The 14,547-nt window shown below is 54.7% G+C and carries 15 protein-coding genes and 1 other RNA gene; 9 read left to right on the plus strand and 7 right to left on the minus strand.

Going from position 1 to position 14,547, the window contains the following annotated elements:
- Positions 1 to 4 precede the first annotated feature (4 nt).
- The 4 genes from ligA to SJI00_RS05905 all read left to right on the plus strand — a co-directional run bounded on the left by ligA (position 5) and on the right by SJI00_RS05905 (position 4,720).
- Positions 5 to 2,359 (plus strand): NAD-dependent DNA ligase LigA, encoded by a 2,355-nt coding sequence (gene ligA, locus SJI00_RS05890; RefSeq protein WP_322460795.1) that lies wholly within the window; start codon positions 5 to 7, stop codon positions 2,357 to 2,359.
- Positions 2,360 to 2,481: 122 nt separating this feature from the next.
- Positions 2,482 to 2,578: signal recognition particle sRNA small type (gene ffs / locus SJI00_RS05895), an RNA gene on the plus strand.
- Positions 2,579 to 2,925: 347 nt separating this feature from the next.
- Positions 2,926 to 3,846 (plus strand): hypothetical protein, encoded by a 921-nt coding sequence (locus tag SJI00_RS05900; RefSeq protein WP_322460796.1) that lies wholly within the window; start codon positions 2,926 to 2,928, stop codon positions 3,844 to 3,846.
- 10 nt (positions 3,847 to 3,856) lie between these two features.
- A complete protein-coding gene (locus SJI00_RS05905; protein ID WP_322460797.1) occupies positions 3,857 to 4,720 on the plus strand; it encodes a DUF4238 domain-containing protein in 864 nt (287 codons plus the stop codon).
- A gap of 212 nt (positions 4,721 to 4,932) precedes the next feature.
- On the opposite strand, the gene SJI00_RS05910 is transcribed toward SJI00_RS05905, so the two are convergent.
- Positions 4,933 to 5,151, minus strand: coding sequence for a hypothetical protein (locus SJI00_RS05910; RefSeq protein ID WP_322460798.1), 219 nt, complete (start codon positions 5,149 to 5,151; stop codon positions 4,933 to 4,935).
- A gap of 12 nt (positions 5,152 to 5,163) precedes the next feature.
- Positions 5,164 to 5,754: a recombinase family protein gene (locus SJI00_RS05915; protein WP_322460799.1), complete on the minus strand. Its 591-nt coding sequence runs from the start codon at positions 5,752 to 5,754 to the stop codon at positions 5,164 to 5,166.
- A gap of 610 nt (positions 5,755 to 6,364) precedes the next feature.
- Between SJI00_RS05915 and SJI00_RS05920 the strand changes: the two genes are divergently transcribed.
- Entirely contained in the window at positions 6,365 to 7,039 is a 675-nt protein-coding gene (locus SJI00_RS05920; RefSeq protein WP_322460800.1) for a DUF2441 domain-containing protein, read from the plus strand.
- Between the two features lie 566 nt (positions 7,040 to 7,605).
- Here the strand turns inward: SJI00_RS05920 and SJI00_RS05925 are convergent.
- Both SJI00_RS05925 and SJI00_RS05930 read right to left on the minus strand, forming a co-directional pair.
- Positions 7,606 to 7,710 carry a helix-turn-helix domain-containing protein gene (locus SJI00_RS05925; RefSeq protein WP_322460801.1) on the minus strand — a complete coding sequence of 35 codons (105 nt, stop codon included), beginning with the start codon at positions 7,708 to 7,710 and terminating at the stop codon, positions 7,606 to 7,608.
- A 33-nt stretch (positions 7,711 to 7,743) separates the two neighbouring features.
- Entirely contained in the window at positions 7,744 to 7,971 is a 228-nt protein-coding gene (locus SJI00_RS05930; RefSeq protein ID WP_322460802.1) for a helix-turn-helix domain-containing protein, read from the minus strand.
- Between the two features lie 128 nt (positions 7,972 to 8,099).
- Between SJI00_RS05930 and SJI00_RS05935 the strand changes: the two genes are divergently transcribed.
- The 3 genes from SJI00_RS05935 (at position 8,100) to SJI00_RS05945 (ending at position 9,451) form a co-directional block, all read left to right on the plus strand.
- A complete protein-coding gene (locus SJI00_RS05935; protein WP_322460803.1) occupies positions 8,100 to 8,390 on the plus strand; it encodes a hypothetical protein in 291 nt (96 codons plus the stop codon).
- Entirely contained in the window at positions 8,390 to 8,935 is a 546-nt protein-coding gene (locus SJI00_RS05940; RefSeq protein ID WP_322460804.1) for a hypothetical protein, read from the plus strand. Before SJI00_RS05935 ends, SJI00_RS05940 begins: the two co-directional genes overlap by 1 nt.
- A gap of 162 nt (positions 8,936 to 9,097) precedes the next feature.
- Positions 9,098 to 9,451: a hypothetical protein gene (locus SJI00_RS05945; protein WP_322460805.1), complete on the plus strand. Its 354-nt coding sequence runs from the start codon at positions 9,098 to 9,100 to the stop codon at positions 9,449 to 9,451.
- A 790-nt stretch (positions 9,452 to 10,241) separates the two neighbouring features.
- Here SJI00_RS05945 and SJI00_RS05950 read toward each other — a convergent pair.
- The 3 genes from SJI00_RS05950 to SJI00_RS05960 form a co-directional block, all read right to left on the minus strand.
- Positions 10,242 to 11,129 carry a helix-turn-helix domain-containing protein gene (locus tag SJI00_RS05950; protein WP_322460806.1) on the minus strand — a complete coding sequence of 296 codons (888 nt, stop codon included), beginning with the start codon at positions 11,127 to 11,129 and terminating at the stop codon, positions 10,242 to 10,244.
- Positions 11,130 to 11,810: 681 nt separating this feature from the next.
- Positions 11,811 to 13,121: a site-specific integrase gene (locus tag SJI00_RS05955; RefSeq protein WP_322460807.1), complete on the minus strand. Its 1,311-nt coding sequence runs from the start codon at positions 13,119 to 13,121 to the stop codon at positions 11,811 to 11,813.
- Positions 13,122 to 13,446: 325 nt separating this feature from the next.
- Positions 13,447 to 13,875, minus strand: coding sequence for a helix-turn-helix domain-containing protein (locus tag SJI00_RS05960; protein ID WP_322460808.1), 429 nt, complete (start codon positions 13,873 to 13,875; stop codon positions 13,447 to 13,449).
- 84 nt (positions 13,876 to 13,959) lie between these two features.
- On the opposite strand from SJI00_RS05960, the gene SJI00_RS05965 reads away from it, so the two are divergent.
- A complete protein-coding gene (locus SJI00_RS05965) occupies positions 13,960 to 14,451 on the plus strand; it encodes a DUF2938 domain-containing protein (protein ID WP_322460809.1) in 492 nt (163 codons plus the stop codon).
- Positions 14,452 to 14,547 lie beyond the last annotated feature (96 nt).

The following is a 14,547-nucleotide window of genomic DNA, read 5'->3' on the forward strand; positions in this document are numbered from 1 at the left end:
CGCCATGACCGCCGAAAACCGCATTCACCAACTGCGCGCCGAACTCGACCAGCACAACTACCGCTATTACGTGCTCGATGAGCCCAGCGTGCCCGATGCTGAGTACGACCGCCTGTTCAACGCGCTCAAGGCTCTGGAGGCCGAGAACCCGCACCTGGTCACGCCTGACTCGCCGACCCAGCGCGTCGGCGGTACGGCCTTGGCCGCGTTCGATCAGGTGCGCCATGCCGTGCCAATGCTGAGCCTGGGCAACGCTTTCGAAGAAGCCGACCTGCGCGAGTTCGGCCGCCGTGTGACCGAAGGGCTCGACCTGCCCAGCGCCGATCTGCTCGATGACGGCGCGGCGGTGGACTACAGCTGCGAGCCGAAACTCGACGGCCTGGCGGTCAGCCTGCTGTACCGCGATGGCCAACTGGTACAAGGCGCCACACGCGGCGACGGCACCACGGGCGAAGACATCAGTACCAACGTGCGCACCATTCGCAATGTGCCGCTCAAGCTGCAGGGCAGCGGCTGGCCCGATGAGCTGGAAGTGCGCGGCGAAGTGTTCATGAGCAAGGCCGGGTTCGAGCGGCTCAACGCGGCGCAGGCCGAGGCGGGTGGCAAGACCTTTGCCAACCCGCGCAACGCCGCTGCCGGCAGCCTGCGGCAGCTGGACTCGAAGATCACGGCCAACCGACCTCTGGAATTCTGCTGCTACGGCGTCGGCCAGACCTCCGCGCCTGTCGCCAGCAGCCATATCGATACCCTTGAGCAGCTCAAGGCCTGGGGCCTGCCAATCAGCCGCGAGCTTCGCCACGCCGCGGGTATAGAGGAGTGCCTGGCCTACTACCACGACATCGGTGAGCGGCGTAATGCGTTGCCGTACGAAATCGACGGCGTGGTGTTCAAGGTCAATAGCCTGGCCTCTCAGCGCGAGCTGGGCTTTCGCGCCCGTGAGCCGCGCTGGGCCATTGCCCACAAGTTTCCGGCCATGGAAGAGCTCACCGAAGTGCTCGACGTCGAGTTCCAGGTGGGCCGTACCGGCGCCGTTACGCCAGTGGCACGCTTGCGTCCGGTAAAAGTGGCCGGTGTGACGGTGTCCAACGCCACCCTGCACAACATGGATGAAATCGCCCGCCTCGATGTGCATGTGGGCGACACGGTGATCATCCGCCGTGCCGGCGATGTGATTCCCCAGGTCATGCAAGTGGTGCTCGATCGCCGTCCCACCGACGCCCGCGCTGTGCTGATCCCCAGCCAATGCCCGGTGTGTGGCTCGCCTGTGGAACGCACGCAACTGGTCAAGCGCAGCAAGGGCAAGGCGACGGTCAGCGAGGGCGCGGTGTACCGCTGCGTGGGCAGGCTGAGCTGCGCGGCGCAATTGAAGCAGGCGATCATCCACTACGTGTCGCGCCGGGCCATGGACATCGACGGCATTGGCGAGAAGAGCGTCGAACAACTGGTCGACGAAGGCCTGATCCGCTCGCCGGCCGATCTCTACACGCTGACCTACGAGCAGATCGTCGGCCTCGAAGGTTTCGCCGACGTCTCCAGCAACAAGCTGCTGGATGCGATCAAGGCCAGCCAACGCCCGACCCTGGCGCGCTTTATCTACGCCCTGGGCATTCCCGATGTGGGCGAAGAAACCGCGAAGGTCCTGGCCCGCTCGCTGGGCAGCCTGGCCAGGGTTCAGGCCGCCTTGCCACAGGTGCTCACGTACCTGCCGGACATCGGCCTGGAAGTGGCCCATGAGATCCACAACTTCTTCGAGGCCGAGCACAACCGCGAAGTCATTGCGCAGTTGCTCGACAGCGGCATGCACCTGCAGGAAGAGGGTGAGCTGGCCGCCGAGTTCGCCGCCAGCACTACCCTGGCCGGCCTGATCGGCAAACTCGACATCCCTTCGGTCGGCCCCACCGGCGCGGATAAACTGGTGGCCAAGCTCGGTAGCCTGGAGGCGATCATCGCGGCCGACGGCATCGACCTGCGCCAGGCGTTATCGGCCAAGCCGGCCGACGCCGTAAGAACATTTTTCCAATCCGAGGAAAACCAGCAGCTGGCCTACGCCATCGAAGCGCAATTGCTCGATTTCGGCATGCACTGGAGCAGTGAGAAGAAAACCGCCGAAGGCCTGCCCTTGGCCGGGCAGACCTGGGTGCTCACCGGCAGCCTGGAACGCATGAGTCGTGACATCGCCAAGGAGCATCTGGAAGGGCTGGGGGCCAAGGTCGCCGGGTCGGTGTCCAGCAAGACCCACTGTGTCGTCGCCGGCCCCGGCGCCGGCTCGAAGTTGACCAAGGCCAATGAACTCGGGCTCAAGGTGCTCGACGAAGATCAATTCATCGGCTTCCTGGCCGGGCACGGAATGGGCGTTTGACCCGCTGTGAAGACAAGTCATTGAGAAATGATGATTTTTTCTTCAACCAGAGGTTGTAACTTCCCTCGGTGACGGTACAATGGCGCGGTCCGTCACCTGACGGATCGCGTTAGTGGTGGCCCTACCGGTCCCCCCGCAACGATTACCCGTGAACCTGGTCAGATCCGGAAGGAAGCAGCCACAGCGGGAACATTGTGTGCCGGGGTGTGGCTGGTGGGGCCGCCTCCATTCTGCAAGTCCTTAATTCTAAAGGGCTTTTCTCTCTCAAAAGTTCGAAGTGGACCAGTGTTGTAGTACACCTAGGTGGTGCACTGTGCTGAGTATTCTAGCTTCAGACTGCCCTCTGCCCAAGCCCTGTGTTGACCTCGATTGCGCTTTGAGTTTGACCACACAAAATTTATGTGGCAATAAACTACTAGCTGCTTCGCCTCTGTGGCAGACCCCTCTGCCCAGCTGACTGTGTTTGCTTAAGCGCTGTCGGAGCATTTGCTTCCTGCGATTGGATATTCTGCGTTCAGCTGATGCTCAGCTTGCCTAGTCTAACCCCCCTGTTTGCAAAGGAATGTATGTCACAGATTTCTATCCCCTATGTTGCTTTCCACCCGCTCGAGCCGCAGCCGGAATCTGTGGCAATACAGGATCTCGCTGAAGCCCTAAAGCTTCCCCCAGAGCTGTACGTGGATGCCGACCATCACGGTCGGGTTTACTGCCCAGACTGTGGTGTGAGGTGCAGCAGGCGGCCTCTCAAAACCCCTAAGAGACGGGATGGGGTGGATGCATTCTACTTTCACCTTCCAGGGTTCGATGAGGTTGAATGTCCGCATAGGAAGAAGGGGGGAGCAGGAGCTGGGGGCGATCCCGGTACAAGGGAAAAGCGGGCAATCAGTCTCGTGACTTTTGCTGGCTGGAAGAATCTAGAAAGTGATGATGAGTCTGATGATGACTTCGATGGCGACAAAAGCAAGCCCCGGAGGAAAGAGGTTCAGAACGGCTCATCGATAACAGGTAGGAATGGTTTTAAGAATATCTTCGACGCGGAAGGCAATCTCCTGAATCCAGGAAAGTTCAGCACCGTTGGTAGGCTAGTGCAGCTTGCAAAAGTTAGCTTGAATATAGCCGTGCAATTCGACGGCGAGGATGCAATCCTTCTGCGGGATTTGATTGTGTCTATTGAGAAAGCTCAGCAAAACATAAAGCCTTATATCGGTAAGGGATTCTTGTTCTTTGGTCGGCCTACGAGTATTGTAAAGGGCAATTACGGTCGAGTGTTCTTTAACTTTAAATCCCCTGAGCATGAGTTAAGTGGACACTGCGAGCTAGATATCTTTGAGGCTCGTGGGTGGAAGACTTTCGAGAGAGATAACTATTACTTATTCTATGGCACTGTGGAGGGTGATGAGGATCACTCTATTGTAAGAGTTCTTGAGTCTGGTCAAATAGACCGTGTTCCTTCTACGGCTAGGAAGTTATTTGAAGGTTTGCGTTAAGGTCTCATCTATGTCAAGCCCCCAATTCGCCTCGAAGCACCACTTCATTCCTAAATTTCTCTTGAGAAAGTGGCAGGATGATTCAGGCAGGTTATGGGTTTACAAGAGAAGTGATGGCGGGGGGATATCCCTACGGAAGGGGGCTCCTAAATCAGTTGCATATGTTGAGAATTTGTACACGATACGCCCAGAACACAAGCTCTCCAAGCCTGCGTCTGATGAAATCGAGACGGAAATTATGGGTAGGCTTGATGATCAGGCCGCTATTATTCATAAAGCGATCCTAGATCGTGGATTGGATAGTATTACACTAGAAGATCGCTATATGTGGTCGGTGTTCATTGCTTCAATAATAGAGCGGTCTCCGCAGCGTCTGCAGATGTATAAAGAGCAGGCTAGTGTGCAAGAGGTGATAAAAGAGCTAAATGGGCTTTATCCTGGCGCTGAAGCACTCGTTGACAGGTTTGGATTTGATATTGATGCGGTGGTCAATAATACAGTGCTGAATTTCATGGTTGACAGGGTCCTGAACTCTGACCTTGCTTGTGATATATATAACATGCAGTGGCTAATTGTGCAGAACAATATCCCTGGCGAGCATTTCGTTCTAGGGGATCATGCGTTAGTAATAAACAATGCGTCAGCAGTTGATGAGCCGCTATACTTCCTTAGAATTGCCATTGCCCCTGACAAGCTCATGTTGTTTGCGTATAATCAGTCTGCTCTTGATGATGATTTCATCTCCACTCTTGCTGCTACTTACAACATCATGGTAGTTGAAGCGTCTCTGAGATACATTATAGCAAGTAGAGAATTGGTCGATGGCCAGTACACTAAGTTCAGCCGAATTCTCAATGAGATGCACCGCATATAGCTGATATGCTGAGCCTAGAATTTTATCAATAGGGTATAAGGCCCATTGAAGACACTAATCTAAAGTCTTGGATCAAATATCGGATCATGACTGAAGTGAGAAGCGGTGCCTAGCACCATAGCTCTCGCGACTCGACAGCACCGCCGAGATTTCCAAAATATCAATCACCTCTTAGAGCCGGCCGAGTGCGGCAGGACTTGTACGGTGCTCTCTCAAATTAAATCTGAGCGTAGCAGCTCTATTGCTGAGGCTATCGCGCTAGCGTTGACGTCAAGAGTCTGGAGGGCGATCATCGCGTTGTCATGGATGTTGGTCGAACCACGCTGGCGTATCCATGTACTCACTTCATCGATGGCTGCCCGTAATGCTGCTTGGTTCATCAGCAGTAGCTCCAGGGCATCAGCGGCAACAGCGGCCTTGTCATCACCCATTAACGACATCTCCTAATTATTGAATTGGCTTGGTAAGTGTGGCTTGGCACTTGCCCTCATTGCACGTTGTACAGTGCTCAGGCTTACGTGAAGCCTCTCCGCAGCCTGACGGAATGACAGTCCTTTAGTAACCCCGTCACCAGCGATAGCAGCCCGTATGGCTGCGTCATCAACGATCTTCGTTCGGCCCTTATAGACTCCTTTAAGCTTGGCCTTAGCTATGCCCTCACGCTGGCGTTCCTTGATCATCGCTCGCTCAAATTGAGCCACAGCACCCATCATCGACAGCATCAGGTGCTGGGTCGGATTATCTTCACCAGTGAACTCAAGCTTCTCTTTGTCGAAGCAGACGTGCACGCCGCGCTTGGTCAGGTCTTCGACTAGCTTCAGCAGATCCGCTAAGGAGCGTGCCAAACGGTCGATACTGTGGACCAGGATTACATCACCTTCCCGGACATACTCCAGCATTGCCTGAAGCTGAGGTCGGTCAGTGTTCGCGCCGCTAAGCTTCTCAGTAAAGACCTTATCCAGTGCAACGCCATCAAGTTGACGATCTACGTTCTGATCTACCGAACTAACGCGAATGTACCCAACCCGTGCCATATCCTGCCTTTGTATTCATTAAGCTCTAGATGCTGAGAGTGTGGGTGTATTCATTGCTCAAGTCAACTCTAATGAATACGAATTCTCGACGTGACTGTATTCATGCATTTGTGGCCACTGAGGTAGAACCAACTGAACACAGGGTTTGGAAAAGCGAGATCGGGAGCCTTAGGCGAGAGCTGGGCGATGGAAGGCTGCTCGTAGAAGCAGAGGCATCCGTCTTGTTGGGATAGGCGTTTGCTGAGGTATGGAAAGGGACAGACGATGAGTGATTGGGAAGACCTTTGCGAAACGTTGGGGATTGACACCCAAGATCCTGACGGTCTTGAGAAGTTGTTAGAACATGAGACGAGCGCATTGGATCAACGGGAAGTGAACGGCTTGGCCTGAGGGTCTATTTGAAGGCTCACGCAGATCCGTATTGCCTACGCTATGATGGTGCGGGCTACCTCGGTACGTATAAGGAGAATGACGGCGGGCGGTGCTTCCTATGCCTTCCTGATTCGACCTGGGATGGGATTGTGCCCAGGGTCTGGCCTGAATGCATCGTGCGTCACGTTGTGATTGATGTAGAGTCGCAGGCTGATGACCTAGACTAGGCAAGTACCCAATGCTCATTCATGCGTTTGACCCTACTGATTCCATGGTCTGCCACAACCTGTCAATCAAGCCAACCATTATGTCACCGAGCTGTCTTGCGTTGGTCGACCAGGGCGTACATGCGATACACACGCGTGTCGAGGATCTGAGTCTTGATGCCGTTCGCGAAGGGCAATTCCGTTCAGCGCTCACGCCTCGTGCACGTGTGTTCATGCTTGGCTTCATGCTCAGCAGAAGAATGACCATCACAGATGGTTACGGCTCGCAGCTGAGATTTGGTGACCGAGATCGCTTCATTAGGATCTACGATGTGGAGCTTCAGATGGAAGAAGTGCGGCGGCGAGTTGCTCCAGCTGCTCCATCTAGGCTTGGCTGCATATGGGTAGCTGAAGAGGGCGACGCGTCCCGTGAAATGCTCAGGGTGATGTTCGGAACGGCTCGACACATCGTCTCAGTGAACATCGTTCACTCTATTAACTCACTGAAAGCTGATGCGAGCCTTTACGATCGATTCGCTGAAACAGGTGACCTGGTCGCTGCGAAACTTTACTGGCAGGGATACGAGCTTGATGGACGCTGGGAAACTCTGTTAGATGGGGCTATCAACGTTACCAAAGATGATGAGCTTCAGGTGCTACTACAGGATTGCCGAGATGCAGGGCACTGCTTGCCATCCCCTGCCTGAAACGTTCATTCATCGATTAGGGGAGGTTGAGCAGGACCATCATCATTAGACGGTGGAACCCCCTTCCCGACACCTCCGTGAGAGCCCCGATTGCTGGTGTCTCGTAGCTCGAGTCCAGAAGACTGTTGAGTAGCTGCACTACCTGTTCTGCCTGATCAAGGTGCCCGGTTGCTATAAGCGGCAGCGCTATGGCATGAAGAGCGTATAACATAGCCATCTGACTACACGAAAGGCGCGTTACCACTATGGCTACGGACACCTTTTAGTGCGCACAACGTTCGCCTCCCTGCTTTCCGATCACCACCGCAGCTCAGTAGCCGTGCTGGCTGCCTGGATAATTCACTTCTAGGAAGCTTCGCCGGAGTTGGGGAAAGGTGAGCTGTATCTAATTCCATGTTAACTACAAGGTTAATGCCTCAAAGGGGCATTCTGCTTGACTCCGCTTGTATCAATCCCAGCATTCATAGGGAGTAGGGGGAAGGCCAGCCGTCAGAGGGCCACGCATTGGGTTAGTTGCAGATTAGCAACCGATTAGATGAAGCGTTGGCGTGCAGTGGCTTCGGGGCTCACATGCCTGCGAAGAGAGCAGAGATGCTGACACCCAAGGCGTCAGCCAAGACCTTGATGCCATTAATGGACGGATTCGCTCCTCCCGTCTCGATGCGTGACACAACTTAATCGTTAGCAGCCGAACGGAGTGATGATTAGGTTTGTAAAACCGCTTCGACGTTTGCAATGAGGACTGAGGGTTGACATTGCAGAGCTGCAGCCAACTTGAAGATGGTTGTGATCGTGGGTTGATTGATGCCTCGCTCAATGAGGCTCACGTAATTTCGCTGGATACCCGCTTCGAGCGCTAGCTGTTCCTGAGAGAGCTTGGCGTACTTTCGACGCTCGCGAAGAACTTTACCGAATGCCAAGCCTGCGTCCATACCACATCCCCTCTATCTGAGGGGTGAACTGTCCATTTCGTCAATGCACAGGTCTTCACAGTATATTGTGAATTTGCTGCTTATCGTGGCATCATCTGCTCTGATCGATAGCATGGTGCTATCGCGTAATGAGAGCAGTGATGGTGAAAGGAATGTTGCAAGGCTTGATGGTTGCCGGTGCCGGGCTGCTGATGTCTGCGTGTGCCCAGCCACAGTACAGGATGGTGAAGCCTGGGGCCTCTGATGAGGCGGTGATGCAAGATGAAGCGAGATGTCAAAACCAGTCTGCGATGATCCAGGTTGCCGACTGGGAGTACCGAGGAACGTTTGCTGAGGGCGCCAACATCCAGATCAAGCAGCAGAAGGCTTACCAGAACTGCATGGTGAGCTTGGGTTACAGCTCAATCAGGGTCAAGTGATGCCTCTAGAACTGAAGCCGATGATGCAGTGCGTGTTTCAAGGTGTGGTGGTCACAGGGGTGCTGTGTGCCCTGGCAGGATGTGTCCAATCACGGTACGAGCCAATCGTGTACACAGACTCCGCACCCGCTGAGCGTTGGGCTTTCACGCCGATTGAGGTCAAGTACAAAGACACCCAGTCCCCCGCCTGGAACTTTGAAGCGGTGCTTCAGGCGAGAGCCTGGGAGTGCAGCCAGCAGGCAGATATGGGCTACATCCTCTACAGGCAGCTTCGCGAGTATGGATCGAACAAGCGACCTGATGAGAACGCTCAAGCTCTAGCTGACTGCCAGCGGTACGCCTATCAGCAGGGGGATGAGGCCATTGTTCGCCTCAAGCAAGCTAAGGTCTCAGCCAAAATCTTGGACCTGAGCAAGGACCTGTACGCGAAGTGGTCAGCCTTCCTTGCAGGAATGTCGATCTCTGCACCGAAGGACCACATAGCAGCGGGTCAGTATGAGACCAGCAGGCATGCCCTGATGATAGAAGAGAGGTTCGCACAGTAGCTCCCTAGCACTACATCGGAGCGAGATTGGCGATATCGAAAGTCTGGTTAGTCCGTAGTTGGTAAGACCCTAAGTAAGGAAGCCAGTAAGACTGTAAGTGTAAGGCTGCAACAACCTTAAACCTACCTTGCTCAACTGAGCTTAATCGAAGGAACTTACCTCATGAACGACCAGTATGCACCAACCCAAAGCAGTGACGATGGTGAACCACCGTTCGTCTACCTAAACCAGCAAATGCTCTCCAGGCTTGCCGAAGCTAGCCTCGCAGTTCCCAACTGCATTCCAGTAATGCTGATGCTTGTTTCAGAGGCAAGAGCTGACGGTTCTATCGAGCTGTCCAGCTTGGAATTCGCACGGCAGTGTGAGCTCACGCTAAAAAGGTTAACGGCAGCCATCTTCGGGCTCGCTGGCGCAGGGCTTATAGAGAATTTCAATGTAAGGGCCAGCCTTGAGGGCAGAATACTCTGCCAAGTAAGCTCTACCTTGGTAAGCCGCGAGGTCCCGGTGCATAAGTGATGCTGGCCTGATATACATGAGCAAGGGTTGCTCAAAAGCCTTAAGTTCACTCCATGGAAAGCAACCTGCGGCCTAGGATGTGCCGCATTCCAAAGCTTCCGTATCTGACTTAGCATCTACTGTGAACTAGATAAGGCAACCTTGGAGGGTAGGCCCTCGGAGCTGTCTGGTAGCACTGCTTGTATACAGAGTGCTACAGCCTTCACGGAAGATTTACCTTTAGTAAGAGTAGGGGGCAAGAGCAGGTTGGTGCTGCATCATCCTAACTTTGGTTTGGAGATTTACCTGCGCCTGCGACTTGGTTCCTGTAGGGGCAGGGGGAGCGGTAGTCCACTAAGTGGGCTTGACTCTCTCACTAAATTGTGACGTCCCGTCACGCAATAATACATCTATGCCGCTCGGCATGATTGAGATCAAGGCTTAGAGTGGGGAGGGCAGTACAGCCCTTCTCTCCCTCTGCTTATAGAATTGTTATTCTGCCTTACGGCGTATTAATAGCAGGGGGCAGGGCAGACAAGCCCCCAGTGCTTTTGATGTTAACCTTGCAAATGAATGGTGACGTTCCGTCACGCAGTGATAGCTTCTACGGTTCTAAGTGTAGATAGAGCAAGATCAATAGAATGAGGGGCTTTCTTGCCCCTTCTCCTTTTCACTGCATAAAGTTTCATCTGTGCTCTGAGCACCATCGATCCGCTGTGGCGTTTACGCCACTAATTTAGATTGTCAGATGTCGAGATTGAATTGGTGTGTGCTAAGAGTTAACTTAACCCCTTATAGGATCTGTCGCTAACTATCCTTGATTGACCCCTCCGCTGTGGCTTGATGGAAGCTCCTCCTTCCATCGCTTTACTGTGTTCTTGGATATGCCAAGCGCTTTAGCGATGGTTTTATTCGGAATCTTGGCCTCAATCATGCTCAGCGCCTGCTGCTTCATTGGATGCTCTCTGCTAGCGACGCTTGCCACACTTGCCTGTTGTGGTTGCCATAAAGAATCGAAGTCTACCTGTACGTCAATGGATCTGAGGATTTCCGGGTTTCGTTCAAGGTACAGGGCAATGCCCCGTAAGGCCGTCCTCGCCGCTTCAATTACTCGTTGTAGCTGCCGTGTGCTCATTGGCTGCCGTTCATGATTAAATAAACAGGATGCTGCCGTTGCTGTCGAGATCATGGAAAGGCGTAATACCTTCTTAACATCTGCAAGAGAGACGCTATGCTTCCCATTGATCACTCCCGGACCTGTATAGATTGCTCCGAACACAAACTCATCTAGCCATGGGGTAGGTCTATGTTCGAACTTGAAGATACAAAGTGCAGGGGCTAGCGGGTTAGCTATTACCTGTGGCTTTGGTCCACACGTGGAACTGGTGTTAGCCTTCGTCATTGGTTTACTATTAGGTAGCTTAACCACAGAGGCTGGTACGTTTGGTTGCGTGCTGCTCTCAATGGGCGCTAATGGGCTTATGGTTCCATCCTCTTCAGTGAACCAGTCTTTGCCTATTCTTGAAGGTGTGCCCATTGCGTACTGCATCGGTTTAGGTACATAGGGTGTGACAATGTACTCGCCGTAATACTCTCCGGTCACGTGATCATAGACGTGGCTTTCAATTACTCTAGTGCAGGCTTTTGACAGTGTGTCGATGAACGATGCGGTTCTAGTTGTCATGGTCCTAGGTTTCATTTATTACTTCCTTGTGTTGGGTTGGTTGGGCGCTGATGCCGATGGCGTTCTGATTATTACGAGGGCATATCGTAGGTAACACTGGTTCTGCTCTGCACAATGGCCTAATGCGTTGAGCATAAAAGCTGATGTGCGGTATAACCACATGGATATTGGTGGTTGTGTATCTGATTGTCATGCTGCTAATGCTGGCGTTTGAAAGCATTGGATTGGCACTGTTGAAGATTAGTGTTGAAGTGCGCTGTAATGCATGTCCTTCGCTACTTGCTTCGCCACCTGCTGATTGAAGACGGAATGAGCGCGCATGGCTTTGACCATTAGTCCGCATACTACACCGTCAGCTTTGACGGCAGAGGCAGTGTCAATGTTGTGATCTTGTGGCTTAGCATAGTTTGGCTGCTTGTAACGCGTTAACACCTGTGACCTAGTATGGGGCATGGGTTAGGGCACAAGGCGGGCTATCTTGTTCAGCTTCTGTCTGGCTGGAGTGAAAGCTACCAGGGGGCTGTTTCAAGTCAATAGCATCATTGCATGAAGGGCGCAAATACAGTGGCTAAACTTCAAGTTTAGTGGCTAATCGGTTAGTCGATAGTCTTGAGGCGCTGCCAACCATACCTTTTGACGGTGAGCGTTAGGCTGGAAAGTGGTAGTCAGCGCCTGCAAAGGAAGGTGTTTGCTGGATTATTGCAGCGATGTTTCTAGCCTGATCTGACTGAGCGCTTCGGCCATCGCCTTTAGAGGGCTGCGACTGCCATAGATACTGAAAGTCACAGCCCCGTCTTCGTGGCCAACTATCCGCTTGATTAAGGAATCCTGAACGCCAGCATCGCGCAGATCGTCTATAAGCGTGTGGCGAAAGCTATGATAGGTCTTACGGGGGTCGGTGATACCTAGCTTTGTCTTGTAGCGGCTGAACCACTTCGACGGAGCATGGCCGAGCTTGCCCCGCACCGCTTCCAGCTCAGGGAATACACGATCTGCGCCGGTAGCCTTGACCGATTCCACATGCCGAAGCAGGCCGAGGTCCAGCAGGGCAGGGTGCAGGGGTATCGTGCGACGACTGCTTGCGTTCTTTAGCTTTTGGCCATCACGACTGTCATCAATGCGTATGCACTGAATCCCTTGTTGCTCGTTGAAGTCATCAACGCGTAACTGGCACAGTTCTTCCAGTCGGCAACCCGTCGCTCGTCCCATCAAAGGTAGCCAGTAACGCCAGGGATGCTTGCGTGCTTCCTTTCGCAGTGCCTCAGGGCTCAGCAGTGCAGTCAGATCATGATGGTCAAATGACAAGCGTGCTTCTTTTGCTGATCCTGTCATGACCTTCATCCCAGCCAGAGGGTTCTCCGCGACATACCCATTCGCCTTGCACCAATTCATAAAGGCCGTGAGCTTGCGTAGCCGGTTGTTGACCGTGACGGCGGTGATGGTCTTATAGGTGCTACCTGACTCAACCACTTGCTTCAGCGTCATGCCCTTGAACTCGGGGCGTAGGCCGAAGTACTGGGGGTAGCGGCTCAGTCGTGCTTTCAGTACGCGAGCTGTTTGAGCATCAAAGGCTACCGCAGGCATGTCACCAATCAGCTCGAATAAATCCGCAAGGGCACGTTCAACGTCATCAACGCTGCCTTGCCGCCATGTACCACCCCGCTTCCCTTCCTCTATGTACAGCTTGGAAAGGTTGGCCAGTGTGGGTCCTTCACCTCTCGGCCTCTGTATAGCTGCTGGAGCTGTCCTTGGGGCGTTTGCAACGGCTGGTTGGGGTCCCTCTACTCGCCATCGATCACACAGCGCACGCAGCGTCTCAGGAGCTGTTAAAGGGTGTTCATTCAAGTGGTTGTTTACTCGCTGAGCTAGTGAGGTAGCTAGGTACAGGGCTGCTTGCCGCTCTCGCAATCGCAGGGATATGCGTAGGGTATGACGGTTGGGGAATAGGTGCTTCGGCAGACGAAGGTTGAGGTAGTAAACGGATTGACGCCGGACAATGTAGGCCATGGGAAACACCGGAGTGGACCAGTAAAGTGGACCAGTTGAGTGGAACAATTCTGGTCACACCCCAAGTCTTGAGCGCCTGTGCCGGATGTCTGCACAGGAGGGCGGCGAGCTATCCCATCAGCCTGAAACCCTCGTTCCATAAGGCTTGCAACGATGTCCGTGCATGCTTGCATGCTACCTGGTCAGATCCGGAAGGAAGCAGCCACAGCGGGAACATTGTGTGCCGGGGTGTGGCTGGTGGGGCTGCCTCCATTTCAGGGGTCGGAAAATCTTCTGGCTCCAACACGTTGTAGTCTCGGTGACCTCTCACCGTTTGCCCTCCTGATCAGCCGTTACCTGCCGTCGTGCCTGTCGGTGGTTTTCGCTTGCTTGCCTTGCGCCCAGTTCCCGCCGCAGCGTTCATCAAACGCTGAAACGTCTCGCACGCCAGATGATCCTCTTGCGGACACTGCGCCGCATGCCGCAACCCCTTGCTCATGGCCTGCAAGCGCCTGATCCGCGCGTCGATCTCGCTCGCCTTTTCGATCAGCAACGCCCGGTCCACGCGGCCTCCTGTGAACATCGCCATTACCTCATCGAGCGAGAACCCTGCTGCCTGACCGAGGGCGATCGGCGCCAGGCGCTGCACCACGTCGGGGCCGAACTGGCGGCGCTGGCCGTGGCCGGAGAGGGCGGTAATGAGGCCCTTGCTGGCGTAGTAGCGCAGCGTCGATGCAGGCACGCCCGTCTGGCGGGCGACATCGGCGATATCCATGAACACACCCCTTGACTTGAAGTCGACTTCAACTCGTAGGCTGCCTGGCAGGCTGAATCACGTCAATCTGCAGAGGGCTGAAGTATGCACATCACCACCTTCATCGGCACGAGCCTGGCGCTCGGCGTCGGCGCCACCCTGGTCATGGACGGTTGGGCGCTGCTGCTCAAGCGCTTGGGCGTGCGCACGCTGGACTATGCGCTGTTGGGACGCTGGCTGGGGCATCTGCGGCGCGGCACGTGGCGCCATGCGGCGATCGGCAAGGCGCCGCCGATTGCCTGGGAACGGGCGCTGGGGTGGTTCGCGCACTATGCCATCGGCATCGTCTTCGCCGCTGTGTTCACGCTGTGGGCAGGTGCGCCGTGGCTGGCTGCGCCCACGCTGCTGCCGGCGCTGGGCTTTGCCCTGGCCACGGTGCTGCTGCCGCTGCTGGTGATGCAGCCGGCGATGGGCGCAGGCGTGTTTGCCCGGCGCACGCCGGCTCCCGCAAGGGGGTGCCTGCGCAGCCTGGTGACGCATGGCGTGTTCGGGCTGGGCTTGTACGGGGCGGGATGGGCGAGGGCGTTGATAGGCTGAGCAGTGTGCCAAGGGTTGTTCAACCGCATTGGGAATCCGTTTGTGATCTAGTGGTCTACGCCTGACTCAAGTCACGGCCAACGTGGGTCTGAGTCA

This window comes from Pseudomonas gebzensis (genome assembly GCF_034427815.1).
In the GTDB taxonomy this organism is placed as follows: Bacteria; Pseudomonadota; Gammaproteobacteria; order Pseudomonadales; family Pseudomonadaceae; genus Aquipseudomonas.

Excerpts from the sequence above, each read along its gene's own strand:
- ligA (WP_322460795.1), top strand. The coding sequence starts at position 5 with ATGACCGCCGAAAACCGCATTCACCAACTGCGCGCCGAACTCGACCAG.
- SJI00_RS05900 (WP_322460796.1), top strand. The coding sequence starts at position 2,926 with ATGTCACAGATTTCTATCCCCTATGTTGCTTTCCACCCGCTCGAGCCG.
- SJI00_RS05905 (WP_322460797.1), top strand. The coding sequence starts at position 3,857 with ATGTCAAGCCCCCAATTCGCCTCGAAGCACCACTTCATTCCTAAATTT.
- SJI00_RS05910 (WP_322460798.1), bottom strand. The coding sequence starts at position 5,151 with ATGGGTGATGACAAGGCCGCTGTTGCCGCTGATGCCCTGGAGCTACTG.
- SJI00_RS05915 (WP_322460799.1), bottom strand. The coding sequence starts at position 5,754 with ATGGCACGGGTTGGGTACATTCGCGTTAGTTCGGTAGATCAGAACGTA.
- SJI00_RS05920 (WP_322460800.1), top strand. The coding sequence starts at position 6,365 with ATGCTCATTCATGCGTTTGACCCTACTGATTCCATGGTCTGCCACAAC.
- SJI00_RS05930 (WP_322460802.1), bottom strand. The coding sequence starts at position 7,971 with ATGGACGCAGGCTTGGCATTCGGTAAAGTTCTTCGCGAGCGTCGAAAG.
- SJI00_RS05935 (WP_322460803.1), top strand. The coding sequence starts at position 8,100 with ATGAGAGCAGTGATGGTGAAAGGAATGTTGCAAGGCTTGATGGTTGCC.
- SJI00_RS05940 (WP_322460804.1), top strand. The coding sequence starts at position 8,390 with ATGCCTCTAGAACTGAAGCCGATGATGCAGTGCGTGTTTCAAGGTGTG.
- SJI00_RS05945 (WP_322460805.1), top strand. The coding sequence starts at position 9,098 with ATGAACGACCAGTATGCACCAACCCAAAGCAGTGACGATGGTGAACCA.
- SJI00_RS05950 (WP_322460806.1), bottom strand. The coding sequence starts at position 11,129 with ATGAAACCTAGGACCATGACAACTAGAACCGCATCGTTCATCGACACA.
- SJI00_RS05955 (WP_322460807.1), bottom strand. The coding sequence starts at position 13,121 with ATGGCCTACATTGTCCGGCGTCAATCCGTTTACTACCTCAACCTTCGT.
- SJI00_RS05960 (WP_322460808.1), bottom strand. The coding sequence starts at position 13,875 with ATGGATATCGCCGATGTCGCCCGCCAGACGGGCGTGCCTGCATCGACG.
- SJI00_RS05965 (WP_322460809.1), top strand. The coding sequence starts at position 13,960 with ATGCACATCACCACCTTCATCGGCACGAGCCTGGCGCTCGGCGTCGGC.